The organism is Streptomyces sp. Ag109_O5-1 (genome assembly GCF_003814875.1).
Taxonomy (GTDB): Bacteria; Actinomycetota; Actinomycetes; order Streptomycetales; family Streptomycetaceae; genus Streptomyces; species Streptomyces sasae.
In genome coordinates this window covers 10,940,872-10,965,066 of record NZ_RKQF01000001.1, presented here as the reverse complement: position 1 = coordinate 10,965,066, position 24,195 = coordinate 10,940,872, and the positions used below count along the sequence as shown (strand labels likewise).

The 24,195-nt window shown below is 72.6% G+C and carries 28 protein-coding genes and 1 pseudogene; 13 read left to right on the top strand and 16 right to left on the bottom strand.

The features are described 5' to 3' along the window. Positions 1 to 12 precede the first annotated feature (12 nt). The 5 genes from EDD90_RS49935 to EDD90_RS49915 all read left to right on the top strand — a co-directional run bounded on the left by EDD90_RS49935 (position 13) and on the right by EDD90_RS49915 (position 3,056). Positions 13 to 1,497 carry a tryptophan 7-halogenase gene (locus tag EDD90_RS49935; RefSeq protein WP_123979755.1) on the top strand — a complete coding sequence of 495 codons (1,485 nt, stop codon included), beginning with the start codon at positions 13 to 15 and terminating at the stop codon, positions 1,495 to 1,497. Between the two features lie 113 nt (positions 1,498 to 1,610). Next, on the top strand, positions 1,611 to 1,793 hold the full coding sequence (locus EDD90_RS49930) for a hypothetical protein (RefSeq protein WP_123979753.1): 183 nt from the start codon (positions 1,611 to 1,613) through the stop codon (positions 1,791 to 1,793). Positions 1,794 to 1,798: 5 nt separating this feature from the next. Then, on the top strand, positions 1,799 to 2,137 hold the full coding sequence (locus EDD90_RS49925; protein ID WP_123979751.1) for a helix-turn-helix transcriptional regulator: 339 nt from the start codon (positions 1,799 to 1,801) through the stop codon (positions 2,135 to 2,137). 79 nt (positions 2,138 to 2,216) lie between these two features. Beyond that, on the top strand, positions 2,217 to 2,399 hold the full coding sequence (locus EDD90_RS49920; protein WP_123979750.1) for a DUF6126 family protein: 183 nt from the start codon (positions 2,217 to 2,219) through the stop codon (positions 2,397 to 2,399). Between the two features lie 150 nt (positions 2,400 to 2,549). Continuing rightward, the gene (locus tag EDD90_RS49915; protein WP_185149504.1) at positions 2,550 to 3,056 is read left to right on the top strand and encodes a hypothetical protein; all 507 of its coding nucleotides are present in this window, start codon (positions 2,550 to 2,552) and stop codon (positions 3,054 to 3,056) included. A 27-nt stretch (positions 3,057 to 3,083) separates the two neighbouring features. Here the strand turns inward: EDD90_RS49915 and EDD90_RS49910 are convergent, their stop codons facing one another. From EDD90_RS49910 to EDD90_RS49855, 12 genes are all read right to left on the bottom strand, one after another. After that, positions 3,084 to 3,830, bottom strand: a complete 747-nt coding sequence (locus EDD90_RS49910; protein WP_260328583.1) for a hypothetical protein — start codon at positions 3,828 to 3,830, stop codon at positions 3,084 to 3,086. Between the two features lie 4 nt (positions 3,831 to 3,834). After that, positions 3,835 to 4,170 carry a hypothetical protein gene (locus EDD90_RS49905; protein ID WP_260328582.1) on the bottom strand — a complete coding sequence of 112 codons (336 nt, stop codon included), beginning with the start codon at positions 4,168 to 4,170 and terminating at the stop codon, positions 3,835 to 3,837. A gap of 171 nt (positions 4,171 to 4,341) precedes the next feature. After that, entirely contained in the window at positions 4,342 to 4,869 is a 528-nt protein-coding gene (locus EDD90_RS49900; protein ID WP_260328581.1) for an NADH-quinone oxidoreductase subunit B family protein, read from the bottom strand. An 84-nt stretch (positions 4,870 to 4,953) separates the two neighbouring features. Then, positions 4,954 to 5,304, bottom strand: coding sequence for a metalloregulator ArsR/SmtB family transcription factor (locus tag EDD90_RS49895; RefSeq protein WP_123982469.1), 351 nt, complete (start codon positions 5,302 to 5,304; stop codon positions 4,954 to 4,956). A gap of 179 nt (positions 5,305 to 5,483) precedes the next feature. Continuing rightward, positions 5,484 to 5,927: an STAS domain-containing protein gene (locus tag EDD90_RS49890; protein ID WP_123979748.1), complete on the bottom strand. Its 444-nt coding sequence runs from the start codon at positions 5,925 to 5,927 to the stop codon at positions 5,484 to 5,486. Positions 5,928 to 5,994: 67 nt separating this feature from the next. Beyond that, positions 5,995 to 6,423: an anti-sigma regulatory factor gene (locus EDD90_RS49885; RefSeq protein ID WP_123979746.1), complete on the bottom strand. Its 429-nt coding sequence runs from the start codon at positions 6,421 to 6,423 to the stop codon at positions 5,995 to 5,997. Then, entirely contained in the window at positions 6,423 to 6,824 is a 402-nt protein-coding gene (locus EDD90_RS49880; protein WP_123979744.1) for a pyridoxamine 5'-phosphate oxidase family protein, read from the bottom strand. Before EDD90_RS49880 ends, EDD90_RS49885 begins: the two co-directional genes overlap by 1 nt. After that, a complete protein-coding gene (locus EDD90_RS49875) occupies positions 6,821 to 8,545 on the bottom strand; it encodes a SulP family inorganic anion transporter (RefSeq protein ID WP_123979741.1) in 1,725 nt (574 codons plus the stop codon). Before EDD90_RS49875 ends, EDD90_RS49880 begins: the two co-directional genes overlap by 4 nt. Next, positions 8,545 to 8,883: a metalloregulator ArsR/SmtB family transcription factor gene (locus EDD90_RS49870; protein ID WP_123979739.1), complete on the bottom strand. Its 339-nt coding sequence runs from the start codon at positions 8,881 to 8,883 to the stop codon at positions 8,545 to 8,547. The genes EDD90_RS49875 and EDD90_RS49870 overlap by 1 nt, the downstream gene beginning before the upstream one ends. Positions 8,884 to 9,055: 172 nt before the next feature. Beyond that, positions 9,056 to 9,418, bottom strand: a complete 363-nt coding sequence (locus EDD90_RS49865) for a zinc ribbon domain-containing protein YjdM (protein WP_123979737.1) — start codon at positions 9,416 to 9,418, stop codon at positions 9,056 to 9,058. Positions 9,419 to 9,470: 52 nt separating this feature from the next. Further along, positions 9,471 to 10,166, bottom strand: a complete 696-nt coding sequence (locus tag EDD90_RS49860; protein WP_260328815.1) for a DUF429 domain-containing protein — start codon at positions 10,164 to 10,166, stop codon at positions 9,471 to 9,473. A gap of 5 nt (positions 10,167 to 10,171) precedes the next feature. After that, positions 10,172 to 11,329: a PD-(D/E)XK nuclease family protein gene (locus EDD90_RS49855; RefSeq protein WP_260328580.1), complete on the bottom strand. Its 1,158-nt coding sequence runs from the start codon at positions 11,327 to 11,329 to the stop codon at positions 10,172 to 10,174. 281 nt (positions 11,330 to 11,610) lie between these two features. Here EDD90_RS49855 and EDD90_RS49850 point away from each other — a divergent pair, with 281 nt between their 5' ends. Further along, on the top strand, positions 11,611 to 11,898 hold the full coding sequence (locus tag EDD90_RS49850) for a DUF1876 domain-containing protein (RefSeq protein WP_123979735.1): 288 nt from the start codon (positions 11,611 to 11,613) through the stop codon (positions 11,896 to 11,898). A 337-nt stretch (positions 11,899 to 12,235) separates the two neighbouring features. Here the strand turns inward: EDD90_RS49850 and EDD90_RS49845 are convergent. After that, a pseudogene (locus EDD90_RS49845) lies at positions 12,236 to 12,577 on the bottom strand (FAD-linked oxidase C-terminal domain-containing protein); the annotation flags it as partial. Between the two features lie 146 nt (positions 12,578 to 12,723). Between EDD90_RS49845 and EDD90_RS49840 the strand changes: the two are divergent. From EDD90_RS49840 to EDD90_RS49810, 7 genes are all read left to right on the top strand, one after another. Further along, the gene (locus EDD90_RS49840; RefSeq protein ID WP_123979733.1) at positions 12,724 to 13,017 is read left to right on the top strand and encodes a DUF1918 domain-containing protein; all 294 of its coding nucleotides are present in this window, start codon (positions 12,724 to 12,726) and stop codon (positions 13,015 to 13,017) included. Beyond that, positions 13,001 to 13,882, top strand: coding sequence for a universal stress protein (locus EDD90_RS49835; RefSeq protein ID WP_123979731.1), 882 nt, complete (start codon positions 13,001 to 13,003; stop codon positions 13,880 to 13,882). The genes EDD90_RS49840 and EDD90_RS49835 overlap by 17 nt, the downstream gene beginning before the upstream one ends. 110 nt (positions 13,883 to 13,992) lie before the next feature. After that, positions 13,993 to 15,003 carry an Acg family FMN-binding oxidoreductase gene (locus EDD90_RS49830; RefSeq protein WP_123979729.1) on the top strand — a complete coding sequence of 337 codons (1,011 nt, stop codon included), beginning with the start codon at positions 13,993 to 13,995 and terminating at the stop codon, positions 15,001 to 15,003. A gap of 37 nt (positions 15,004 to 15,040) precedes the next feature. After that, positions 15,041 to 15,502 (top strand): cyclic nucleotide-binding/CBS domain-containing protein, encoded by a 462-nt coding sequence (locus EDD90_RS49825; RefSeq protein WP_123979727.1) that lies wholly within the window; start codon positions 15,041 to 15,043, stop codon positions 15,500 to 15,502. Then, positions 15,492 to 18,323, top strand: a complete 2,832-nt coding sequence (locus EDD90_RS49820) for a cation-transporting P-type ATPase (protein WP_123979725.1) — start codon at positions 15,492 to 15,494, stop codon at positions 18,321 to 18,323. Before EDD90_RS49825 ends, EDD90_RS49820 begins: the two co-directional genes overlap by 11 nt. Continuing rightward, on the top strand, positions 18,320 to 18,979 hold the full coding sequence (locus EDD90_RS49815) for a TrkA family potassium uptake protein (protein WP_123979723.1): 660 nt from the start codon (positions 18,320 to 18,322) through the stop codon (positions 18,977 to 18,979). The genes EDD90_RS49820 and EDD90_RS49815 overlap by 4 nt, the downstream gene beginning before the upstream one ends. Continuing rightward, positions 18,976 to 19,632 carry a TrkA family potassium uptake protein gene (locus EDD90_RS49810; protein ID WP_123979721.1) on the top strand — a complete coding sequence of 219 codons (657 nt, stop codon included), beginning with the start codon at positions 18,976 to 18,978 and terminating at the stop codon, positions 19,630 to 19,632. Before EDD90_RS49815 ends, EDD90_RS49810 begins: the two co-directional genes overlap by 4 nt. A 165-nt stretch (positions 19,633 to 19,797) precedes the next feature. On the opposite strand, the gene EDD90_RS49800 is transcribed toward EDD90_RS49810, so the two are convergent. From EDD90_RS49800 to EDD90_RS49790, 3 genes are all read right to left on the bottom strand, one after another. After that, on the bottom strand, positions 19,798 to 20,700 hold the full coding sequence (locus tag EDD90_RS49800) for a universal stress protein (RefSeq protein ID WP_123979719.1): 903 nt from the start codon (positions 20,698 to 20,700) through the stop codon (positions 19,798 to 19,800). Positions 20,701 to 20,780: 80 nt separating this feature from the next. Continuing rightward, positions 20,781 to 23,180: a glycoside hydrolase family 65 protein gene (locus EDD90_RS49795; RefSeq protein WP_123979717.1), complete on the bottom strand. Its 2,400-nt coding sequence runs from the start codon at positions 23,178 to 23,180 to the stop codon at positions 20,781 to 20,783. A 146-nt stretch (positions 23,181 to 23,326) separates the two neighbouring features. Further along, the gene (locus EDD90_RS49790; RefSeq protein WP_123979715.1) at positions 23,327 to 24,178 is read right to left on the bottom strand and encodes a universal stress protein; all 852 of its coding nucleotides are present in this window, start codon (positions 24,176 to 24,178) and stop codon (positions 23,327 to 23,329) included. Between the last annotated feature and the right edge of the window lie 17 nt (positions 24,179 to 24,195).

Genomic DNA, 24,195 nt, shown 5'->3' with positions numbered 1-24,195 from the left:
AGGAAGTGCCGGATGCCCTCTGAGAACGAGGACTACGATCTGATAGTCGTAGGCGGCGGGCCGGCCGGTTCGACCGCCGCGTCGGCTGTGGCCCTGCGTGGGCACCGGGTTCTCCTGCTGGAGCGGGAGACCTTCCCCCGCTACCAGATCGGCGAGTCGCTGCTGCCCGCCACGGTGCACGGCCTGTGCCGTCTGCTCGGTGTCGCCGACGAGGTCGCCCGGGCCGGTTTCACCCTCAAACGCGGCGGAACGCTGCGCTGGGGCCGCGACCCGGAGCCCTGGCAGTTCTCCTTCGCCATGACACCCCGGCTGCCGGAGCCCACGGCGACCGCCTTCCAGGTGGAGCGCTCCCGCTTCGACGAGATCCTGCTGCGCAACGCCGAGCGCGTGGGCGTCGAGGTCCGCGAGGGCAGCCCCGTGCGCCGGGTGCTCAGCGGGGGCGACGACCGGGTGCGCGGTGTCGAGTACACCGACCGGGACGGGACCAGGCGCACGGCGCACGCGCGGTTCGTCATCGACGCCTCCGGCAACACGAGCCGGATCCACGGCCGGGTGGGCGGGGCTCGCGTGTACTCCGACTTCTTCCGCAATCTGGCCGTGTTCGGTTACTACGCGGGCGGCCGTCGGCTCCCCGCGCCGAACAGCGGCAACATCTTCTGCGCCGCGTTCGACGCCGGCTGGCTCTGGTACATCCCGCTGCGCGACGACCTCACCAGTGTCGGCGCCGTGATCGCCCCGGAGCACTACGCGGCCGTCCAGGACGACCCCCACGCCGCCTGGCAGAACATGATCAAGGCCTGCCCCGAGGTCGACCGTCTGCTCACGGACGTGCCGGTCGCGACCGAGCCGCCGTACGACCAGGTCCGGGTGCGCAAGGACTACTCCTACTGGAAGGCGTCCCTGTGGTCACCGGGCATGGCCCTGGTCGGCGACGCCGCGTGCTTCGTGGACCCGGTGCTCTCGTCGGGCGTCCATCTGGCCACGTACGGCGCCCTGTTGGCGGCCCGCGCGGTGAACTCGGCCCTGGACGGCAGCGTTCCGGAGGAGCGCGGCTTCGCCGAGTTCGAGGCGCGCTACCGCCGGGAGTACGGGGTGTTCTACGAATTCCTCATCGCCTTCTACGACATGGAGCGCAACGAGGACTCGTACTTCTGGTCGGCGAAGAAGATCACCCGGGTGGACATCGACGAGGCCGCGGCCTTCGCCGAGCTGGCCGGGGGCGTGGCGTCGGGCGACACCGGTGTGCTCGCCGCCGGCGGACTCGGCGCCCGGTGGACCTCCGCAGCGGCCGAACTGGAGGGTGCGGTGGGCCGCCTGGCGTCGGCCGACGACCGTACGAACCCGCTCCTCGGCACCCGAGTCGTCACCGAGACCTTCCGCACCGGCAACGCCCTCCAGGAACAGGCCCTGTACGGCGGCCCCCTGGACGACAGGACCCCGCCTGTCATCGGCCGGCTCACGGCCACGGAGGACGGATTGTCCTGGCTGCCGGAATAGGACCGGCACCCTCCCCGAACCGGTGCCCTCACCCCTTACACTTCAATTGAAGAGTTCTTCAATTGGTTAGTTGTCATGACTACTAAGTGATCCACTGTCCGGAGGTCCTGGTGATGAACGAAGTCACCGAAGCACTGCTGGCACGGGTGCGCGCGGCGCGAGCCGCTCTGGCGGCCGCCGTGAGCGCCGCGGACGCGTATGCCGTCGCGGTGGCCGAGGACGACCTGGACGACGCGATACGGCTGGCACGGCGGCACGGGCTGGACGTCGAGGCGACCGGGGCGGACGAGGGGTGATCGGGATGCCGGTTCCGTTGTACGAGGCGAAAGCCGAGTTCTTCCGGATGCTCGGCCATCCGGTGCGCATCAGGGTGCTCGAGCTGCTGCAGGACGGCCCCAAGCCGGTGCGCGAGCTGCTCGCGGCGATCGAGGTCGAGCCGTCGAGCCTGTCCCAGCAGCTCGCCGTGCTGCGCCGATCGGGCATCGTGACCGCGACGCGCACCGGTTCGACGGTGGTGTACGAGCTGGCCGGCGGCGATGTGGCCGACCTGCTCGCCGCGGCACGGCGGATCCTGGCCACACTGCTGACCGGCCGGCAGGACCTGCTGGAGGAGCTGCGCGAGACGGACGCGACGCGGTGACCATCGCCGGGACCACGACGGTGCCGTCGTGAACAGCGTGGACTTCGGGGCACGGAACAGGAAGCAGGGAGACGGCACGATGACCGAGCAGGTGTCCGACGGGTCCGCGGGCGAGCAGCGGAAACGTAAAGCCAAGAAGAAGGACAGGGAGTGGCAGATCGAGCGCGGTGTCGCGATCCGCGCGGGCTTCTACATCTTCGGCACACACATCATCGCCGGCTGGGTGATGATGCTCTTCTATCTGGGCCGGCACGCGCACTAGTGACCGTGGGCGGGCGCGCGCACCTCGGACATGGGCCGACCGGCCCTGCCGCAGGCCCGGCCGACCCATGGCACGGCCTTCTCCGGCCAGGGAAGATCGGCTGTCCGGGCGGACGGCCGGCCCACGACCCGTGGGTGCTGCGGAGAAGGGATGCTTGAAGTGATCGCTGTGGTGGGACACCCCGACCTCACCGCGCCCACGCTGGCGATGCTGGAGGAGGAGCTGCGCCGCCGTCTGGCCGAGTTCGCCCGGACGGGCAGGGCAGGGCTGGTACGTGCCGGACAGGGACTGCCGGTCGCCTTCGGGAGGGCTGCCCGCGCCGCGGGACTGGCGCTGGTGACCGTCCTGCCCTCCAGGAACGGCGTCCCGGACGTGCTGGAGTCGTCCGATCGCACGGCGGCCGGGGAACTGCTGCTGCTCTCGGAGCAGGTACGGCTGCTGGAGTACGACCCGTCCGACCGCGGTTCCTGCGTGGGGGCGGACGAGAGCCTGCTGCGCTCGTGCGCCCGGCTGCTGGCGGTGTGGGACGGCTCCCCCACCGACGGCCGGGACGCGACGGCCCATCTCGTGGCCTTCGCCCGCAGCAGCGGTATCGCCGTAGAGGTCCTGTGGCCCGACGGAGCCGGCCGGATGACACCGGGCGAGGAGCGGGCCTGACGATCTGGAACGGCGCAGGATCGGGCGTCAGAGGTCGTTGCCCGCGTAGGACAGGTTGAAGCTCTTGTCGGTCAGCGGGAAGTCCGGGACGATCGTGTCCGCCAGGGCGACCGGCAGGGCGGGCCAGTTGAAGAACGACGGGTCGACGGGCTTGACCCGGGCCAGTGTGGAGTCGGGAGCGAGTGCGACGCGGGTGGCAATGGTGCCGCGCCAGCCCTCCACCAGGCCCACGCCCGTACCGGCGCCCACGCCCGTACCGGCGCCCGCGCCGGGTGGCGGCTCGGCCGCGAGCATCGCCATGGGGGCGGCCAGTCCCTCGGCGAACTCCTCGATCAGGGCGAAAGAGACCGCGATCTCCTCGGCACGGACGAGGAAGCGGGCCAGGACGTCGCCGCCGTCATGGACGGGTACGTCGAGGCGCGTCCCGTACGGCGTGAAGGGGTGCGTCACCCGGGTGTCGTCCGGGATGCCGCTGGCGCGGGCGACATAGCCCAGGCAGCCGATCTCGCGGGCCGCGGCGGTACGCAGGACCGCGGTGCCGGTGAAGCGGTCGCTGACGGTGGAGTGGCCGAGGGCGAGGTCGGTGATCTCCCCGATGTCCTCGCGGATCGACTTCAGCCGGGTCGGGTCGGGCAGCGTGCGCAGGGGCCGCGCCGCCGGGGACGACGCCGCCGCGCAGCAGCCGGTGCCCGGTGCGAGCCGGTGGCCGTCGGTCAGCAACTCCTCGGCCCGCCGGGGCAGTTCGGTGACGTCGACGTCATGTGCGGTGCGCATCGCCTCAGCCTCCGATCGCCTGGGCGGCGGCGTGCAGCAGGTCGGTGAGCGGCCCGGTGGCCACGCCCAGGGCGGCGCAGGCGGCCAGACCGAGCGCCAACGGCCAGATCCCGGCCGGGCTTTCCGTGCTCGGCGTCCCCGGGCCGAGCAGCATCCTGGCGGTTCGGGCGGCCAGTGCGGCGAAGGCGACCAGCACGAGCAGCAGGGCCGTCGCGGTGATCCAGGCCAGGCCGGTTCCCGCGGCGAAACCGGCGCGGGCGATGCCCAGTTCGGATGCGAAGAGGCTGAACGGCGGGAAGGCCAGCAGCGCGACCATCGCGAGCCCGAACGCCCCTCCCAACGGCGGCGCCTGGGCGATCAGGCCACGGACACGTCCGATCCGCGTGGTACCGGTGATCTGCAGGATCCGGCCGGAGGCACAGCATCCGGACCCGGTACGGCAGTCCGAACCCGGCCAGCGCCCCCGCGCCGCCCGCTGCGGTGGCCGTCGCGAGGGCGGCCGGAATGGCGCTCACCGCCCGGTCACGCGCCGTAGGGCCGCCACGATCTCGGCGGGCTCCGGCGGGCACCCGGGCACGGCCAGATCCACCGGTACGACATCGGAGACGGCCCCCTCGACGGCGTACCCGCCCGCGAACTCACCGCAGTCGACGGCACAGTCCCCGACCGCCACCACCAGCCTGGGTTCGCCCATCGCGGCGACCGTGCGGCGCAGCGGCTCGGCCATGTTGCGCGTCACCGGCCCGGTCACCAGGGCCACATCCGCGTGCCGGGGCGAGGCCACCAGCCGCGCCCCGTACCGCTCGGCGTCGCGCACCGGGTTGAAGGCCGCCGCGATCTCGATCTCGCAGCCGTTGCAGGAGCCCCCATCCACGCACCGCACCTGCACCGAGTCGCCGAACTCCCGTGCCTTCTCTGGCGTATCGCCCTGGGGGAACGGCGGTGCGGACTCGGCCACCCGCCCGGTCTCGCGGATCTTGCGCAACAGGCCCATGAACCCTCTTCCCGGCGTGGTGAGGACGTGTCTGCATGTGGCCAACGCGCCTCCCCACCAGTGGAGTTACTGCGCTTTTCCGGTAATTTGCCCGGAATTAAGGAATATTGCCGCAGGCGATGGCGGTGGCTACGCCGGCGGCTTCGCCTCCGACTGGGCCGCCATCAGGTCCGCGAGCAGCTCCGCCTGCCCCGTCAGCACGCCCGACAGGATCGAGCGCGCCACCCGCAGCAGTTCCGCCAGCTCCGGGCTGGCCAGCGAGTAGTACACGTTCGACCCCTCTTTCCGGGTCCGCACCAGGTTCGCCCGGCGCAGCACGGCCAACTGCTGCGAGAGGTGCGCTGCCTCGATGCCCACCTCGGGCAGCATCTCCGCGACCGCGTGCTCGCGCTCGCTCAGCAGCTCCAGGACCCTGATGCGGGCCGGGTGGCCGAGGGTTTTGAAGAACTCGGCCTTCAGCTGGTACAGCGGCGTACTCACCTGGCCACCCCCTCCCCCGTACAGCAGCACGGCACTGCCGGCCGGGCCTTCGCGCATCGCATCCACCCACTCGTCAGGAACATGTGGACCATCCTCGCCTGCGGCACCGGGCAAGCCGAAACCGCACAGGCGATGCGGACCACGGAGTCCACCAGTAAGGACCTCAGTAATTGCCAACATTAGCAATTCGTGAGGTCTTGTGAGGGTGTTGCGCGAGGACCGCGGTCGCCGTCCGGCCAGCCGGTGGTGCGCCACGACTGGCGTGCCTCTGCCGGTTCCCCGTGCCGGGCACCGTGTGCGGCGAGCGCGGCGGGCAGGTCGGAGTGAACCGGGACCAGCGGGCAGTCGCCGGTGGGGACGAGGGAGCCGTCGGCGGGGATGGCGGCCAGTTCCAGGCCGCGACCCGCCTGCGCCAGGCGGCGGGCGGCGTCGGTGATCGCCAGCTGCCCCTCGGCCGACCAGCCGCGCAGTTCGGTCAGGTCGACGACGACCGGGCCGGCCCCGCGGGCCAGCGCCCAGCCGACCGCGCCGGTGAAGCGGCGTACGGCGTCCGGGCCCAGGTACCCGGCGACCGACAGGACGCCGAGGTCGTCCTCGACGGTGTAGCGCCAGTCGATGGTCATGGTGGTGCTCCTCCTTGCGCGCGTGGCCGGCCGGAGTTCGCTGTCCGGTTCAGAGGGAGAGGGTGGTTCAGAGGGGCAGAGTGATCCAGATGGCCTTGCCGCCGCCGTCGGCGTCGGGGCGGACCACCGCGGTGCCTCCCAGGGCGAGCGTGAGTTCCATGACGGTGGCCAGGCCGCCGCTCGTTCCGGTGCCGGTGACCGCTCCGTACAGCGGTGGCTGGTGGGGATGGCGGTCGTGGACGGCGAAGGCCAGGCAGCCCGGCCCCGCCGCGTAGATCACGGTCACCGTCGGGGAGAGGACGGCGGCGTGCCGGACGCTGTTGGTGACGAGTTCGGCGAGGATCAGCAGCGCCGGGTCCACCGTGGAGTGACGCAGTCCGATGCCCCACTCGACCAGGGCCTTCTCGGCCGTCTCGCGGGCCGCGCGGACGGCGGACGGCTCGCTGGGCAGCGTGAGCACATGGCGGTGGGGCAGGGTTTCGAGCTGGGTGGACATCACGCCTCCGCGGGGGCGAGGCGGAAACCGGTGACGGTCCTGGGGTGCAGGCGCAGCAGGGTGTCGTGCGGGCCGTGGGTCCAGCCCGCGAGGATGCGGTGATAGTGGGCGGCCTCGTCGGGGTCGCTGATCACCTCGGTGGGGCCGGAGACGGTGACCGTCCACCCGGTGCCTGCGACGGTACGGATGTCGTCGACGTGGTACGTCGCGGTAGCGGGCACCGCCGGGGCCGGTGCACGGACGACCAGGCGGCCGTACTCCCATACGTGCCGGGCGGGCCGGATCACGGTCAGGTCCCGCTGCGCGTAGACCAGCCGGCCCAGCGTGCTGCCGTCCAGCAGCCACAGGGCCTCCGCGCCGGAGACCTCGACCAGACGAGGAGGGGCGGGGGAAGAGCTCATCGCAGGGCTTCCTCGCCGGAGGTTCGGGGCTGGGGGTCGGGGAGGGCGGGCAGCACTCCGGCGGTCTCCAGGTGGTCGCGGGCGGCCCTGATCGCGTCGGGCGTGGTGGCGTACTCCCGGCCGTCGTGGCACAGCAGGTCGAGCGCGCCGACGGAGGCGAGGACCTGACGCTGGCCGGCCCGTATGCCGGAGGCCAGGACGAGGATGCCGCGGCGGTGCAGCTTGGCCACCGCGTCCTTGAGGACCAGGGCTCCGGTGGCATCCATGGTCGACACCCGGGACATGCGCAGGACGACCACCCGGACGTCGGCGACCTCGGTGAGCTCCAGCAGGAAACGGTGGGCGGCGGCGAAGAACAGCGGGCCGTCAATGCGATAGGCGACGATGTGCTCGGCCAGCAGCGCGTGTTCCTCCGCGCTGTGATCGCCCCGGTCGAGCGGGACCTGGTCGAAGCGGGCCTGCTTGGCCACGGCGCGCAGGGCGAGGGCGCCCGCGACGGCGAGGCCGATGATCACGGCGTACACGAGGTCCAGGGCCAGGGTGGCCACGGCGGTGAGAACGAGTATCAGGGCGTCGGAACGGGTGGCCTTGGCCATGGCCCTCAGCGAGCCGACCTCGACCATGCGGATCGCGGTGGCCAGCAGCACGCCGGCGAGAGCGGCCAGCGGGATCTTCGAGACGACGGGGGCCGCCGCGAAGACGATCACGGCGAGGACGGCGGCGTGGGTGAGGGCGGCGAGCCGGGAGCCCGCGCCGGTGCGGACGTTGACCGCGGTGCGGGCGATCGCGCCGGTGGCCGGGACACCGCCGAACAGGGGGGCCGCGATGTTCGCGAGGCCCTGGCCGAACAGCTCCCGGTCGGGGTCGTACCGCTGCCCGACCGTCATGCCGTCGGCGACCGAGGCGGACAGCAGGGACTCCAGGGCGGCGAGCGCCGCGACCGCCACGGCGGGGGCGAGCAGGGTGCCGAGCGAGCCGAGGTCGAGGAAGGAGAGCGACGGCACGGGCAGTCCGGCCGGCAGGTCGCCGATCGGCTTCGCCGCGTCCAGGTGGGCCAGCTGTGCCACGACCGTCGCCGCGATGACGGCGACGATCGAGAACGGCACGGTCGGCCGCCAGCGGGCTCCCAGCAGCATGACCGCGGCTACCGCGACCGCGAGTCCGGCCGCCGTCCAGTTCGGGTTCTTCGCGAACTCCTCGACGGCACGCCAGGTCACGACCAGCACGCGGTCACCCTCGGGCTTGGGCACACCGAGCGCGTTCGGGATCTGCTGGAGGCCGATCACACAGGCGATGCCGACGGTGAAGCCCTCGACGACCGGGGCGGGCACGTACTGCATGTACTTCCCGGCCCGCAGCAGCGCCAGGCCGACGAGCATGACGCCCGCCATCAGCCCGACGGTGAGCACCCCGGTCGGCCCGTACCGGCCCACGATCGGCACCAGGACGACGGTCATGGCGCCGGTCGGGCCGGACACCTGCAGGTTGGACCCGCCGAACACCGCGGCGAGGGCGCCCGCGACAACGGCGGTCGCCAGTCCCGCCGCGGCGCCGAGCCCGGAGGAGACGCCGAAACCGAGCGCGAGCGGCAGCGCGACGATCGCCACGGTGAGACCGGCGAGCAGGTCCCGGCGCGGGTCGCGCCGGACCTCGGCGAGGTCGGCCGGGCCCGGCAGCAGCGACACGATCCGGGCCCACGCCCGGCCGAACGCAGTGGTCATCACGCGACGGCCTCGGCTTCCTGCAGCTCGGCCAGCAGTTCGTTCCGACCGGAGAGCATCTCGGTCAGGATCCGGCGCGCCGCCTTCATCAGGTCCGCGACGTCGCCGCCGGCCAGTGCGTAGACGACGGTCGAACCCTCACGGACGGACGTGACGATCCCCGAGCGGCGCAGTACCGCCAGCTGCTGCGACAGACCGGAGGGCTCCACCTCGATGGCGGCCAGCAGGTCCCGCACCGGCATCGGCCCGTCCTGCAGCAGCTCCAGCACCCGTATCCGTACGGGATGCCCCAGCATCCGGAAGAACTCGGCCTTGGCCTGGTACAGCGGAACGGACACGACCCCTCGGCTTCCCCGACAAGTCCCCCTCCGGGGGCGGACGCAAAAGGCGGTGCCCACGATCACCTGCAGACACAGCAAACAAAGCATCTAACCAATTGCGAAATTTTGCAATTCTGCATCCGACCGCGCCCCGGGCAACCTCGCCACCGAGGAGGTCCTGTCCGAAGGATCAGGCCTTCTTGACCACGCCCGACTTGAGCTGCATCGCTCCGAAACCGTCCACCTTGCAGTCGATGTCGTGCCCGTCGACCCCGTCGACCAGCCGGATGTTGCGCACCTTGGTCCCGGCCTTGATCCCCGAAGGGCTGCCCTTGACCTTGAGCGCCTTGACGACCACCACGGTGTCGCCGTCCTGCAGCACATTGCCGACGGCGTCCTTGACGACACGCTCTCCGGCGGCCTCGCCGCCGCCCTCGGCAGCGGCGTCGGCGGGAACCCATTCGTGGCCGCACTCGGGGCACACCACCAGGGCGTTCATCTCGTAGGTGTACTCGCAGGAGCACTTCGGACAGGGAGGAAGATTCTCGATCACCGCGCCAGCGTATCCAGCCCTGCCACTCGAACGTTCCCTCGTCCGGCGACGGTCAGAACCGGATCTCGATCGCGCGGCCCTCCGCGTCGCGTTGCGGTGGCTCCGGAATCCGCTGCGCGGCCCCCAGCGCGATCCGGTGTGCCGACCAGGCCGCGACGGCGGCGTCGAGCACGTCGTCCGCGGGAACGCGGTCCGCCTCACCGAGTATGTCCGGGAGTACGATCCCGGCCCCGGCCAGCAGGGAGCGGCGCTGCTGCTGACCGCGCCAGGTCTTCTTCGCGTGCGTCAGCGGCACCGCGCCGGCCAGGGCGTGGAAGGACACCTCGGGGTGGACCTCGTGGATCCGCTCGTCGGTCAGCCAGCACGCCCGGGCTTCGAGCAGCTTCGGGGCCAGCGCCCATGCCTGCCGGCTCAGCCGGTTGCCGGTGAGCTCCTGACACCGGTCGGCCGCCGCCGTGTAGTTCCGCTCCTGCCATGCCGGTCTCGGCGCGATGAGGAAGACACTGCTGCGCCGTGCACCGAGAAGGGCCTGGGCAGCGCGGTCCGCGGCACGCCAGCCCGTCTCGACGAGGCCGAGCGGCATGTCCACCGCGATGGTCCGCGTCGTGGCGGCTCGCTCGATGAGCGCGTCGAGCCGGATGTCGACGAAGCTGCCCGCGTAGGCACCGTCCGCGAGCCCGATCCCGACCCACCCCTGCTTCCCGCAGGCGTCGACTCCCAGGACGTCCACGTCCGGCCCGGCGCGCATGCCGGTCACCGGTCGTCCGTACGGAGGTCCGCGCCGAAGGCGTCGGCGTGGGCCTTCAGTGCCGCGCGGGCGAAGGTGACACCGAGGTCGATCACCTGCTCGATGGTCAGGTCGGGTGCCGGGACACTGCGGTAGACGAAGTCGGGGGCGAACCCGTTGAAGGACAGCGGCAGGCCCGGAGCCACGACGGGGCGTTCGGGTCCGGTGTCACCGAGCAGGTCGCGGGCGCCGTCGAAGCGGAAGTAGTCGCTGTGGGCGCGTGCCTCGTCCTCGCGTACCGCCCGCCGTTCCTCCCCCCTGCCGTACCCGGGACCCGGGCCCGTGAGATAGACGAGGCGGAACTGGCCTTCCTGGATCTGCCAGCCAAAACCGGGTCCCGAGTCGGCGGTGAACATCTCGACGATGCCCTGGCCCCGGCTCATCGTGGTCCGCACCACGATCCCGCTCTGCTCGATCTCCCCCGCCAGCTCCGCGCGGATGCGGTTCGTGGCGTACAGGCAACGCATCTTCTGCACCGTCGCGTCGAGGTGCGCGGACCTGAGGACGGCGGCCGCCTCCTCGGGCAGCAGCAGGGGCTCCTCGTCGGCGGGCGTGCCCACCTCGGCAGTCAGCCGCACGAGGGTGTCGATCAGGCCGAGCCAGCGCTCGAACGCGTCGGCCGCGAACCGGTCCGTTCCGCGTAGCTCCGGTAGACAGGGGCGGAGTACGGCGCCGAGTTCGTCGTAACCGCGAAAACGCCACAGCGCCCCGTCCGGCGTCGTCCACGACCGTCCTGGCCACCCGGGATCGAGCAGGCTCAGCAGCACCAGGACGGGGTGGTGGAGCCCGTGCAGCTTGGCGCGGGCGTAGGCGTCCAGCTGGCCGGTGTCCGGGAGCGAGAAGACCTTGTTCTCGACCACCAGCGGACTGCGGCCGGGCCACTCCACGACGAGATCGAGGTTCCGCCACTCCCGCCGTACGCGCACACGATCCGGCCCGCTGCAGCTCGCGGGCACCTGCCAGGCGTCCGACAGCGCTTCGCCCAGCACCGGGTGGTGCTCCACGTACCAGGCCAGCATGTCGCTGTGGAACAGTTCCTTGCTGCCCCTGGACATCGTGAAGACCAGGTCGTCGGTGAGTGACTCCACCAGGTACTGAAGCCGTGCGAACGAACTGCCGGGCACCCGTTGCCTCCCAAGAGGGACCGAGGAACGGGGTCGATGCTAGACAACGGCCGGGGGACGCGACGGGTGGGCCCCGGCAGCCGCTCGTAGGTGGTCCGCTGCTCGCCGTCCTCGTACCAGTGGAAGTCCCGCGGGGCCGTTCGGCCCTGTACCCACGGCCGCCGCTGTTCGACAGTGGTAGCAGGGGGACCGACCCGCGACTGCTGGAGGCCTGCCACCCGGCTCCATCGTGCGGATGCGGCCGGCCGACCACGGGAGCGGACGGAGGCAAGGAGAGAACGATGTCGCACACAGAGCAGTGGAAGGTCCGTCTCCACCTTTTCGAGGACGACCGCGGGACGACGAAGGCACAGGTGGTGCTGGACACCGGCACCACGGAACTCACCGGCCGCGGGGCCGCGCACTGCAACCCGGCGGACACCGACGTGCCGGAGATCGGCGACGAACTGGCCGCCGGCAGGGCCATGGAGGATCTCGCCCACCAGTTGCTGAACATCGCCGCGAACGACGTTCAGGACATGGCCGGCCCCCGGGAGAGCACCTCTGAGAGCATCGGCTGGCCCATGTGAAGCCACGCGGACCCATCGACAGGCCGTACGGCTGGAACCGCGGCCCGGCCTGCCTGGCGCACCCGGACGCCCGGACGGTCATGAGGAGCACTACGGGCCGAAGAGCGGAGGGATACGGGCCTCGATGAGGTGGGGGCCTGGTTCGGCGAGGGCCTTGGCGAGCTGGGCCGTGAAGTCCTCGGCGGTGGCGACACGGGAGGCGGGCACCAAGCAGGTCCCGGCGGGCTTGCCGGGAGCCCGGGCCGTGCGGGGCCGGGACCAGGCGTTCGTACTCCGTCTCCGATTGGAAGACCGACAGGTGCACATTGCCGTCGCCGGCGTGACCGCAGCCGGTGACCAGCGACCCGGTGTCCTCGGCGGCCGCGTGGACGGCGACCAGCAGGCCGGACAGCTCCCCGCGCGGCACGACCACGTCCACGACGTCGTCGGCGCCGGCCGCCTTCGCCGTCCAGAAGGCTCGCTCACGGGCCTCGACCAGCTTCCTGGCCGTGGCCGCGGACAGGACGAAGACGTCCAGCGCGCCGAGTCCGAGCAACTGCTCGCCGGCCGCCTCGACATCCTCCTGGAGCCGTGTCGCGGAGTTGCTTTCCAGCACGACCAGCAGATAGCCGAGCGCGGTGCGCCGTACGGAAGCGGGAACGCCCAGCCCTGTCCCGTGGTCGTCGGCGATCGCCGCCATGGCCGGCAGGTCCACGTACTCCAGTGCGATCGGCTCCAGGCTCCCGCCGTTCGGCATGGGCCCAATGGCACTGGCACGCCGGCGGCACCCGGGGTTCCATGGAATCGGCGGCGGCAGCCCGCCCCGCCGTGAAGGAGGCGAGGACGATGACCGCTCCCGCACCGCGCAGGAAGCCTGATCCGGGCGTCCGTCCCGAGGCGACCGGCGGTTCCATGCAGGCCCGCGTCGGCGACGAGATCGTCGTACGCGGCACCACGGACGGGGTCGTGGCCCGGGACGGCGAGGTCGTCGGGCTGCACCATCCGGACGGCAGTCCGCCGTACGACGTGCGCTGGGCCGACGACGGGCGGGTGACCCTCTACTTCCCCGGCCCGGACGCCTGCGTCAGGCATCTGACATCCGCGCCGGCAGCCGGAGGCAGCCATGACCACGGCATCTGACCGACGCCCGATCGTAGTGGGGATCGCCCCGGATCCGGGCCTGCGCACGGCGCTGACCTGGGCGGCCGACGAGGCGGCCCGCCGCCGGCTGCCGTTGCGCGTGGTCCATGCCGAGGGCGTGCCCACCCGGGGCTACCGGGGACGGGAGGTGCCGCCCTCCTGGGAGGAGTGGAACGCGGCACTGCACAAGGAGGGGCGGCAACTGCTCGACGAGGCCACGGCCTTCGTCGTGGCCCGGCAGCCGGACGTCGGGACCGACACTCTCCTCGCCGAGGGCGATCCGGTGTGGGTGCTGCGCGAACAGAGCCGCGAGGCCACGGCCGTCGTCCTGGGCTCACGGCACCTGAGCCGGACCCAGGAGGTGTTCGGCTCCGCCTCGGTCGCCATACCGGTCATGGCGCACGCACGGTGTCCCGTGGTCGTCGTACCGGAACCGGAGCACGTTCCCCGGGAACCCGGGTACTTCGTCGTCGGCGTCGACGGCAGCGAGCACGGTGCCGCCGCCGTCGACCTGGCCTTCGAGGAGGCGGCCCTGCACGGGGCCCAACTGCGCGCGCTATACGTGTGGCAGCCGGGACCGCTGCGGATCTTCGACGAGCACGAACCACAGGAGGAGGCTCGCCGTCTGCTCTCCGAGATCGTGGCCGGCCGCCAGGCCCGCTACCCGGAGGTGGAACTGCGTCACGAACTGGTGGTCGGCCACCCTGTGCAGGTACTGGCCGACGCCTCGGCCGACGCGCTGGGTCTGGTCGTCGGCACCCGGGGGCGCGGTGGCTTCACCGGCATGCTGCTGGGCTCGGTCAGTCAGGGCGTGCTGCATCATGCCCGCTGCCCCGTCCTCGTCGTTCCGCCGGCAGCCGCCTGAGCAGCCGCTGCCTTAGGTCCACTCGGTCCCCCGCCGGGTCCATGCGGCCCATGCCGCACCTCGGTGGTGATCGTCCACGCTGGAAGCGGGGCCCGGCGAAGGGAGTCACCGTGACCGCTCAACAGGTGGACGCGAACACGCTCACCGCACTCGTGGCCGACGCCACGGCGGCGCCGTCGCTGCACAACGCACAGCCCTGGCGCTTCCGTTACCTGTCCGCCGAGGGCGTCCTGCGGCTGCACGCCGACGTGTCGCGGGCGCTGCCGCGTACCGACCCGGACGGCCGCGGCCTGCATGTGGGCTGCGGTGCCGCGCTGCTCAACCTGCGTGTGGCCGCCGCGGCGGCCGGATGGACCGCGGTCGTACGGCTGCTGCCGGATCCGGCGGATCCGACGCTGCTCGCCGAAGTGGCCCTGGACACCACCGGACCGCCCGACCAAGCCCTCGCCTGCCTGTACCCGGCGATCCCCCGGCGCCACTCCAGCCGCCATCCCTTCAGCGAGCGGCCGATACCGGCCGACCTGCAGGACCGGATGCGCGAGGCCGCGGACGCCGAGGGCGCGCAACTGGTCTTCCCCGGTGCCTGGCATGTGCAGGAACTGCTGGAACTGGTGCAGGACGCCGAGGGCCGCGAGGCACTCGACCCCGCTCTGCGCGCCGAGACGGCCCACTGGACCCGGACCGGACCACCGGACGCCTCCCCCGCGTCGGATGGCATCCCCGTCGAGGCGTTCGGCCCCAGCCGGTACGGCCCGGCGACTCCGGTGCGCGACTTCGCCGCCGGACACGCGGTGCCCGGACGCGGCTCGGCGGTGTTCGAGAAGCTTCCGCACATCGCCCTGCTGGGTACCGGCCACGACGGACCGGCGGACTGGCTACGCGCGGGTCAGGCCCTGGAACGGGTCCTGCTCACGGCCACGGCAGGCGGACTGGTCGCCTCGATGGTGTCCCAGACCCTGGACTGGCCCGAGCTGCGGTGGGTGACCCGCGATCCGAGTTCCGGAATGGCCCAGGTGCAGATGGTGATCCGGCTCGGCTACGGCCCCGTGGGCCACCCGAGCCCTCGGCGCCCGGTGCACGAGGTGCTCGACGTCGTCCCGGGCGCGGTGCGTCCGCACTGACCCGCGTCGTTCCCTCCCCAAGATGAGGAGTTGTCGTATGAAAGTCTGCGAGACGATGACCGCCCCGCCGGTGACGGTGGCCCCGGGCGTGCGACTGGCGGAGGCGGTCCGGCGGATGGCAGAGGCCTCCGTCGGATCGGTGCTCGTCGTCGACGACGAAGGGGTGCTGGTCGGTATCGTCACCGACCGCGACATAGCCCTGCGCGGCCTGGGCGGCGGCCTGGACCGGGATGCCGGGGTGGACGCGGTCATGTCGGCCCAGGTCGTCACCGTCGACGCGGGCGACGACCTCCAGGCGGCGTACCGGACCTTCCGCCGCACCGGGGTCCGTCGGCTGCCGGTCCTGGAGCTGGGCCGGGTGGTGGGCGTGCTGACCATCGACGACCTGTTCCTCGACGTCTTCCGCGGGCTGGCCGACCTGCTGGGACCGGTCGCCCGGACCGTGCTGCAGGAGCCGTCCGGACGCGACGGTGCGGGCGGAGGCCCGCATGGGCTCTGAGCCGCCCTCCGGAACGGCCGCTCTGCTTCCCGCGGCTGCACCGCCCGATGAGGCACAGCCCCGGGAACCCGGCCCCGACTCCCCCGTCCCCTCCCTCCCGGCCGCCGACGTCTTCGCCGCGCTGGACAGCCGCCCGCGTGGTCTCACCCCGGCCGAGGCCGCCGCGCGGCTGACCCGGTACGGCGCCAACGAGCTGCCCGGCGCGGCCCGCGGCCAGGTGGGACGACGGCTGCTCGCGCAGTTCACCGACCTGTTCGCGGTGGTGCTGCTCGTCGCCTCGGCGATCACGTTCCTCGCCTACCTGCTCGGGCAGCCCCGGGACGCGGCCACGCTCCAGCTGGCCGTGGCGATCCTCGGTGTGGTGCTGCTGAACGCGGGCATCGGCTTCGCGCAGGAGTACTCCGCCGAGCGCACGGCGGAATCCCTGCAGGCGATGGTGCCGCACACCTGCCGGGTACTGCGGGACGGTGAACCCGGAGAGCTGCCCGCACGGGGTCTGGTGCCGGGTGACGTGGTGGTCCTGGAGGCCGGGGACGCGGTGCCGGCCGACTGCCGGCTGGTCCGCGCGCAGGAGGTCGCCGTCAACAACGCGGCCCTCACCGGCGAGAGCGACGCCGTGGCCCGGGTCGTCGACCCGGTGCCGGCGGGCGCGGTGCTGGAGGCGCGCAACTGCGTGTTCATGGGCACCGACGTGGTGGCGGGGACCGCCGAGGCCGTCGTGTTCGCCACCGGGACCGCCACCGAGTTCGGGCGGATCTTCCGGCTCACCGCGGCGGCGCCCAGGCAGCAGACCCCGTTGCAGCGCCAGGTCGCCGCCATGGCCCGGCGGGTGGCCGGTGTCGCGCTCGCGACGGGGGCGGTGGTGTTCGCGCTCCGTGTGCCCAGCGGGCAGCCGTTCGTGGACACGTTCGTCTTCGCGCTCGGCGTGATGGTCGCGCTGGTGCCTGAGGGACTGCCGGCGACGCTGTCGGTGTCCCTTGCGATCGGGGTGCGCCGGATGGCCCGACGGCACGCGCTGGTCAAGCAGTTGCTGGCGGTGGAGGCGCTGGGGTCGACCAGCGTGGTGTGCACCGACAAGACGGGCACCCTCACCCAGGCCGAGATGACGGTTGTACGACTGTGGGCGAACGGGGTGCCGCACGCCGTGACCGGCGTCGGGTACGCGCCCGACGGCGAGGTCGCCGACGCGGCAGCCGTCCGGGAGCTGCTGCGGGCGGCGGCGCTGTGCGGCAACGCCCGGCTGGTGCCGCCGGCCGGGCGGGACGGGTGGCGGGTGCTGGGCGACACCACCGAGGGCGCCCTGGTGGTGGCCGCCCGGAAGGCGGGCCTGGATCCGGCGGGCGAGGAGGCTCGTACACCCCGGGTGGCGGAGTACCCCTTCGACTCGGTGCGCAAGCTGATGAGCACCGTGCACCGCGACACCGACGGCACGTACGTCGCGTACGTCAAGGGCGCACCGCTCGAACTGCTGGCCCGCTGCACCGCCGTCGACCGGGGCGGCGTGCCGGTCGCGCTGACCGACGCCGCCCGCGCCGAGGTGGCCGCCGCCGCGGACGGCATGGCCGGGGAGGGGCTGCGGGTGCTGGCGGTCGCCTCGCGCCGGGTCTCCGGGCCGCGCCCGCCGATCGGTGACGTGGAGTCGGGGCTGACGCTGCGGGGGCTGGCCGGGATGTACGACCCGCCGCGGCCGGAGGTGCGGGACGCGGTGGACGCGTGCCGACGGGCCGGGATCCGTGTTGTCATGGTCACCGGCGACCATCCGCTGACGGCGGAGGCCGTCGCCCGCCGGGTCGGGATCGTGCGCGCGCCCGACCCGACCGTGGTGACGGGCGCGCAGCTCGACGCGCTGGACGACGGCGGGCTGGACGCGCTGCTGGCGGGCTCGGCCGAGCTGCTGCTGTGCCGGGTCAGCCCCGAGCACAAGATGCGGGTGGTCACGGCGTTCCAGCGGCGGGGCGAGGTCGTCGCCGTCACCGGAGACGGCGCCAACGACGCCCCCGCGCTCAAGCACGCGGACATCGGGGTGGCCATGGGCGCCTCCGGCACCGACGTCGCCCGGGAGGCGGCGGTGATGGTGCTGCTGGACGACTCGTTCGCGTCCATCAGCACCGCGGTGGGGCTGGGCCGTTCGGTCTACCGGAACATCCGCAAGTTCCTGATCTACCTGTTCAGCCACAACATCGCCGAACTGGTGCCGATCCTCGCGGCCACCTTCGTCGGCTTCCCGCTGGTGCCGATCACCGCCGTCCAGGTCCTCGCCATCGACCTGGGCTCGGACGTGCTGCCGGCGCTGGCGCTCGGCGCCGAACCCGCGGAGCCCGACGTGATGGACAGCCCACCGCGGCCGCGCCGGGAACGGCTGTTCTCGGCGGCCGTCATGGGGCGCATCCTCTTCCTCGGCGGCATCCAGGCGCTCGGCGTGTGCGCCGTGTTCTTCTGGCACATCCAGGCCTCCGGCATCCCCTACGCGGACTTCACCAAGGACACCCCCGTCTACCGGGAGGCGATCACCATGGTCCAGGCGGGCATCGTCGTGAGTCAGTTCTTCAACGCCCTCGCGGTGCGCACCGACCGGCAGAGCGTGTTCCGGGCCGGGCTGCTGAGCAACCCCTGGCTGCTGGCCGCGGGCGGCTTCGGCATCGCCTTCATGGCCGCCGTCAGCTACGCGCCGCCGTTCCAGGCGGTCTTCGGCACCGCCCCGCTGACCGCCGCCGACTGGGCGGTCCTGGCCGCCTTCGGTGTCCTGCTGCTGGCCGCCGAGGAATGCCGGAAGTGGCTGCTGCGGCGCCGCCCCGCGGCCGTGAAGGGAGGAACACGATGAGAGTCGTCATCGTGGGCTGCGGCCGGGTGGGGGCCACCCTCGCCGCGCAGCTCGCCGCGGAGGGACACGACGTACGGCTGGTGGACCGGCGGCCCACGGCGGACCGGCTGCTGCCGGCGGGCTTCCCCGGCACCTTCCACGTCGGCAACGGCTTCGGCCGCCCGGTCCTGGAGGCGGCCGGCATCGACGGTGCCGACGCCTTCGTCGCGGTCACCTCCACCGACAACGCCAACCTCGTGAGCGCGCGGACAGCGAAGGAGACCTACAGGGTCCCGATCGTCCTCGCCCGTGTCCACGATCCGCGCCGCGCCGAGATCTACCGGGACCTGGGCATCCCGGCGGTCTCCAGCGTCCGCTGGGCCGTCAGCCGCATCCACCAGATGCTGCTGCACCGCCACCTCACCCCCGAACTCGTCTTCGGCAACGGCGAGACGCTCCTCGTCCGTTCCGAGCTGCCGCCCTACCTCGCCGGCCGGCCGGTGACCGGCTTCGACGTCGACGGCGAGATCCGGGTCGTGGAGATCACCCGCGCGGGCCACTCTCTGATGCCCGCCCACGGTCTCCCGGCCGAACCCGGTGACCTGGTCACCTTCGCCGTCGCCGCGACCGCGCTCGGCAGGCTGCGCGGTTTCCTGGACAAGGAGCTGGGAACATGAAGGTCCTGATCGCCGGCGCGGGCCGCCTCGGCACCCAGATCGCCCAGGTGCTGTCCGCCGCGCGCAACGACGTCACCCTCGTCGAGCGCGACGAGGACCGGCTGGCGGAACTGGACGGCATGGCCCAGGTGCGGCTGCTGGCCGGAGACGCCTCCGAGCCCGGTCTGCTCGCCCGCGCGGGGACCCGCACCGCCGACGTCCTCATCGCCGCCACCGGCCGCGACGAGGACAACCTGGTCATCGGTCTGCTCGCCAAGCGGCGGTTCGGCGTGGCGAGGGTGGCGGCCCGGGTCAACGACGCGGAGAACGCCTGGCTCTTCGATCTGCGGTGGGGCGTGGACGTGGCGGTGCCGGCCGCCACCCCGCTGGTCTCCCTCATCGAGGAGGCCACCGGCGCAACGGACACCGTCGCGCTGCTGAGGCTCAGCAAGGCGGGCGTCGCGGTCATCGAGACCGCGATCACCGCGGAGTCCAGGGCGGCCGGGCGCCCCCTGGGTGAGATCGACCTGCCCGCCGGCACCGTCGTCGCCACGGTCGTACGCGACGGACGGCCGACGGTCCCCGGCCCGGAGGTGGAGCTGCGGCCGGGTGACGAAGTCCTGCTCGTCTCGCACGAGGCCACCGAGCAGGAGATCCACGCCGCGTTCCAGTAACCGGGCCCCGTGTCACTCCTGTTCGGCGCGCACCACCACGACAGAGCAGGTAGCGTGCGGCGACACCGGCCGGCTGACGGAGCCGAGCAGTGCGCCGGCCCCTCCTCCACGCTGCGCGACGAGTTGCACCCGCGCCAGGCGGCAGGACCGAGCCCGCGAGCCGCCTCAGGTGTGCGGGACGACAGCCACCGGGCAGCCGACGTGGTGGATCGCGGCATGGGTGACCGGTCCGGTGCGCGGGCCCACGGGCCGCTCGGCGAGCCGGTGGCCGACAACGAGCAGGCCTGCCCCGGTGGCCGCCCGGACCAGGACCGTCGAGGCCTTGTCCTCGGCGACTGTCTCCAACACGTCCACGTCCGGGTACTTGTCGCGCCACACCCGGAGCACGGCTTTGAGGAAGCCCAGCCGCTCCTCGGCCTGCCGCGGGTCGTCGACGAGGCCGATCTCGCCGGGGCCGAGGCCGAGCGGAACGGGCGGGTGCCAGGCGTACACGGCGCGCAGCCGGGCATGACGCACCCGGGCCGCCTCGAAGGCGAACTCGATGACCTCGTCGCAGGCGTCGGCGACGTCGACGGCGAGGACGACGTCCCGGTAGCCGGTGCGCGTGGAGGCGGTGCCGTCGGCCGCCGGGAGGTGTTCGTCTGCCGCGACCTCGTCCGCCCGGACCAGGACGACGGGACGGGTGGCCTCGGCGACCACGCCCAGGGCTACCGAGCCGACCAGGAAACCGGTGAAGCCGCTCAGTCCGCGCGAGCCCAGCACCAGCAACTCCGCCCGCTCGGCCGCCTTGACCAGGGCCGGGACGACCGGGCCGTCCACCTGCTCGTCCTGAACCCGGACGTCCGGGCACGCGGCACGCACCCGTTCCTCGACCTGCCGCAACGCCCGCCGGGCCAGGTGGCGTTGTGCGGCGGTGGCGATGGCGCCGTCCTGCCGGCGCGGATGCCAGTCCCAGACGTGCACCAGCCGCAAAGGCAGTTCACGCCGCAACGCCTCACGGGCCGCCAATTCGGCAGCGGCCAGACTCTGTTCGGACCCGTCGACTCCGGCGACGACACACGGCACCATGGCGACACCTCCTGGTAAGGGGTTTCTCCCGCTACCAGCGTCACGCGGCGAGCCGTCGGCGGGCAGGGGCCGCCCGGGTCTCACCCGGGGCCGGTCGGTCCGTGCCCGGGGCGAGAGCCGTGGTCCGGGAGCACCAGCGCACAGGTGTCCCCGGGCTCGACGCACACCGCACGGTCCGGCAGCCGGATGTCGATCGGCGCCTCGTCGGACGACGGCACGGTGACCTCCAGCCGTCCGCGCGTCAGCCGCAGCCGTACACCCCAATGCCCGCGATAGCGAAGGGACATACCGTACGACGACAGCTCAGGCAGCGGCACCGGGTCGAACCAGAGCGCTCCCTCGCGGGTCTCCAGCCCGGTCAGCCCGCGCTGCACGAGGTCGAGGGTGCCCGCCATGGCACCCAGGTGGATGCCCTCTCCGGTGGTGCCGCCCTGGACGTCGGCGATGTCGCCGCGCAGGGCCTCCTGGACGAACGTCCAGGCGTCCGCGCGTCGGGCACGTGCCAGGATCCAGCCGTGGACCAGGCCGCTGAGGGTGGAGCCGTGGCTGGTGCGGCGCAGGTAGTGGTCGACCGTGCGCGTCCAGGTCCCCTCGTCGAGTTCGTAGCCCAACTGCCGGAAGATTATGCGGAGTTCGGCAGGCGAGAAGAGGTAGCCGAGCATCAGGACATCGGCCTGTTTGGAGGCTTTGTAGCGGTTGACGGTGTCCCCCTCCGCCTCCAGGATCCGGTCCAGACGGCGGATGTCGCCGTACCGCTCGCGGTAGCCGTCCCAGTCGAGTTCGGCCAGGCCGCCGTAGCCCTCGAACTGGCTGATGACGCCGTCGTGGAAGGGGATGTGGAGCGAGCGGGACACGTGCTCCCACCGTTGGAGTTCGGCGTCTTCCAGGCCCGTGCGTTCGGTGAGTTCGCGGCGGCGCGGTTCGGGCAGGGTGTCCAGCAGTTCCAGGGAGCGGGTGAGGACCCAGGCGGCGCTGGCGTTGGTGTACGCGTTGTCGTCGAGGCCGGGTTCCCGGGCACCGGGGTAGGCGTCGTGGTACTCGTCGGGACCGACCACGCCGCGGATGCGGTGCCGTTCGAGGTGGTCGTCCCAGGTGGCCGAGTCCGCCCAGAACCGGGCGATCTGCAGGAGCATCTCGGCGGCCTTGGTGTGCCGGAACTCGGTGTCACCGCTCGCCTCGCAGTACCGCCACACGTTGTAGGCGACCGCGGAGCCGACGTGCCGCTGGAGGTGCGAGTGGTCCGGCAGCCAGCGTCCCGATCGCGGGTTGAGGTGCAGCGACTGCGACTCCTCGCGTCCGTCGGCGGCGCTCTGCCACGGGTACATCGCGCCGCGCCGGCCGATCGCGCGGGCGGCGGCACAGGCCCGGTCCAGGCGCCGGTGCCGGTAGCGGAGCAGGGCGCGGGAGACCTCGGGGAAGTGCAGGTTGAGGAACGGCAGCACGAACAGCTCGTCCCAGAAGACATGCCCGCGGTAGGCCTCGCCGTGCAGCCCCCTCGCCGGCACACCGACGTCCAGGTCGGCGGTGTGCGGGGAGAGCGTCTGCAGCACGTGGAAGAGATGCAGCCGCAGGATGCGGCCCGCCTTCCCGGGGACGTCGAGGGCGGTCCGGCGCCACAGTTGGTCCCAGGCATTCCGATGGGTGTTCAGCAGCGCGTCGAATCCGGGAGCGTCGCCGATCCGGCCGACGGCGGCCCCCAGGGGGTCGGCGATCGCGGGGTCGCGGGAGGTGTGCAGGGCGACGGTCTTGTCGACGGTGCGGGTACGACCGGGCGTCAGCGGCAGGCTCAGCCGCTGGACGGCTCTCAAGGGGCCGTTTCCGTCCGAGACCGGGGTGTCCGCGATGAGTCGTGCGGCCAGGGCGATCCGGATGTCCGAGGTGCGGGTGCGGCAGCGCAGCCACACCGTGTCCGCAGAGGCGGTACCGGTGCGTACGCGGGCCAGGTGGCGGCCGTCCAGGTCCCGGTAGCGGGGCACCCCTGCGTTGCGGACGTCCCCGTCGAGCGCCGCCTCGATCTCCAGTTCGCCGGCGAAGCCCTCGGCGGTGAACTCGGTTCGCAGGACCGCGAGATGCGGGTCCCCCATGTGGACCAGTCGTCTCTGGCGGACGTACAGCACCCGCCCGGCTCCGAGCAGGTAGCGGGTCCGGCGCTCCAGCACCCCGGCGCCCAGGTGCAGGATCTGACGGTGGTCCAGCACGGGTGCGGTGTCCGGGGTGAGCCAGTCCCCACCGGAGAGCCGGAATCGCAGTGGCAGCCAGTTCGGGAGGTTGACCATGTCCTCGTTCTCGACCCGGTGTCCGGCGACGTCCGTGGTCAGCCGGTCGTAGCAGCCGGCGACGTAGGTGCCGGGGTAGTGCACGTCGTCCGCCGCGCACTCGGGCAGTGCGCCCCGGGTGGCGAAGTAGCCGTTCCCGAGCGTGCACAGCGACTCCCTGAGCCGCTCGTCGGCGGGCACGTAGCCGCCGTACTCCCACGTCACTGCGGTACTCCCCTCACGGCCGGCTCTTCTCCGAGGTCGAGTACGACGTTCGGCGGCACCGTGCAGCCGCAGCCGCAGCCGCCGGGTGAACAGCCGTGGTCCCGAGCGGTCATCGGCACCCCCCACCAGTGCACCGGATACGACGATCACACTGTCTGCGGTACGACGGCGACCGGGCAGTCCGCCTGGTGCAGCAGGGCGTGGACGACCCGGCCGAGTTGCAGGCCGCGGTGGCCGCTCCGGCGACGGGCGCCCAGAACGACGAGGTCGGCGGCTGCCGAGCGGTTCGCCAGGATCCGGTGGGCCGGGCCCTCGACCGTCACGGTGCGTACCCGGACGTCCGGGTACTCGGCCATGGGTTCGCGCAGCAGACCGTCGAGCAGGGCCGAGGCCTGCGGCTCGGCTTCCCGGGCAGGCTCCTCCGCCGTCATGGGACGACGCCAGGCGCGGACCACGTCCAGGGTGCATCCGCGCACCGCCGCCTCGCGGAAGGCGAAACGCGCGGCCGCACCGCCGGTCTCCGGGTCGCCGGCGCCTAGCAGGATCCGTTCATGGGTGCCTGCCAGGCCCGCCTTGTCACCGCGGACCACGATGACCGGGCAGTGTGCCCGGCCCGCGACCGCCAGGCCGACCGAGCCGAGGAGCAGTCCCTTCAGCTCGCCGCGGCCCCGCGATCCGGTGACGACCAGGGAGGCGTTGTTGCCCTCGTGCAGGAGGGCGTCGACCGCGTCCTCGGGAAGGATGTCGGTGGTGACCTTCACGTCCGGGGCGCGCCGGGCCGCGCGGTCCGCCGCCGAGGCGACGATGTGCTCGGCCAGCACACGTTCGGAAGGGCGCTCCTCACCGACCCCGGGGATGCCGCTCTCGTAGCGCTCCCACAGGGACGCGTACACCAGCCGTAGCGGGGCGTCGTGGCGGGCGGCCTCGGCCGCCGCCCAGTCGACCGCCTGCAGGCTGCCGTCCGATCCGTCGACGCCTGCGACCAGGGGAAGTGTCATCGTCCCCACCGCCTTCC

Coding starts and splice junctions, on each gene's coding strand:
- EDD90_RS49935 (WP_123979755.1), top strand. CDS start 13: ATGCCCTCTGAGAACGAGGACTACGATCTGATAGTCGTAGGCGGCGGG.
- EDD90_RS49930 (WP_123979753.1), top strand. CDS start 1,611: ATGAACGAAGTCACCGAAGCACTGCTGGCACGGGTGCGCGCGGCGCGA.
- EDD90_RS49925 (WP_123979751.1), top strand. CDS start 1,799: ATGCCGGTTCCGTTGTACGAGGCGAAAGCCGAGTTCTTCCGGATGCTC.
- EDD90_RS49920 (WP_123979750.1), top strand. CDS start 2,217: ATGACCGAGCAGGTGTCCGACGGGTCCGCGGGCGAGCAGCGGAAACGT.
- EDD90_RS49915 (WP_185149504.1), top strand. CDS start 2,550: ATGCTTGAAGTGATCGCTGTGGTGGGACACCCCGACCTCACCGCGCCC.
- EDD90_RS49910 (WP_260328583.1), bottom strand. CDS start 3,830: ATGCGCACCGCACATGACGTCGACGTCACCGAACTGCCCCGGCGGGCC.
- EDD90_RS49890 (WP_123979748.1), bottom strand. CDS start 5,927: ATGACCATCGACTGGCGCTACACCGTCGAGGACGACCTCGGCGTCCTG.
- EDD90_RS49885 (WP_123979746.1), bottom strand. CDS start 6,423: ATGTCCACCCAGCTCGAAACCCTGCCCCACCGCCATGTGCTCACGCTG.
- EDD90_RS49880 (WP_123979744.1), bottom strand. CDS start 6,824: ATGAGCTCTTCCCCCGCCCCTCCTCGTCTGGTCGAGGTCTCCGGCGCG.
- EDD90_RS49875 (WP_123979741.1), bottom strand. CDS start 8,545: ATGACCACTGCGTTCGGCCGGGCGTGGGCCCGGATCGTGTCGCTGCTG.
- EDD90_RS49860 (WP_260328815.1), bottom strand. CDS start 10,166: ATGCGCGCCGGGCCGGACGTGGACGTCCTGGGAGTCGACGCCTGCGGG.
- EDD90_RS49850 (WP_123979735.1), top strand. CDS start 11,611: ATGTCGCACACAGAGCAGTGGAAGGTCCGTCTCCACCTTTTCGAGGAC.
- EDD90_RS49840 (WP_123979733.1), top strand. CDS start 12,724: ATGACCGCTCCCGCACCGCGCAGGAAGCCTGATCCGGGCGTCCGTCCC.
- EDD90_RS49835 (WP_123979731.1), top strand. CDS start 13,001: ATGACCACGGCATCTGACCGACGCCCGATCGTAGTGGGGATCGCCCCG.
- EDD90_RS49825 (WP_123979727.1), top strand. CDS start 15,041: ATGAAAGTCTGCGAGACGATGACCGCCCCGCCGGTGACGGTGGCCCCG.
- EDD90_RS49820 (WP_123979725.1), top strand. CDS start 15,492: ATGGGCTCTGAGCCGCCCTCCGGAACGGCCGCTCTGCTTCCCGCGGCT.
- EDD90_RS49815 (WP_123979723.1), top strand. CDS start 18,320: ATGAGAGTCGTCATCGTGGGCTGCGGCCGGGTGGGGGCCACCCTCGCC.
- EDD90_RS49810 (WP_123979721.1), top strand. CDS start 18,976: ATGAAGGTCCTGATCGCCGGCGCGGGCCGCCTCGGCACCCAGATCGCC.
- EDD90_RS49800 (WP_123979719.1), bottom strand. CDS start 20,700: ATGGTGCCGTGTGTCGTCGCCGGAGTCGACGGGTCCGAACAGAGTCTG.
- EDD90_RS49790 (WP_123979715.1), bottom strand. CDS start 24,178: ATGACACTTCCCCTGGTCGCAGGCGTCGACGGATCGGACGGCAGCCTG.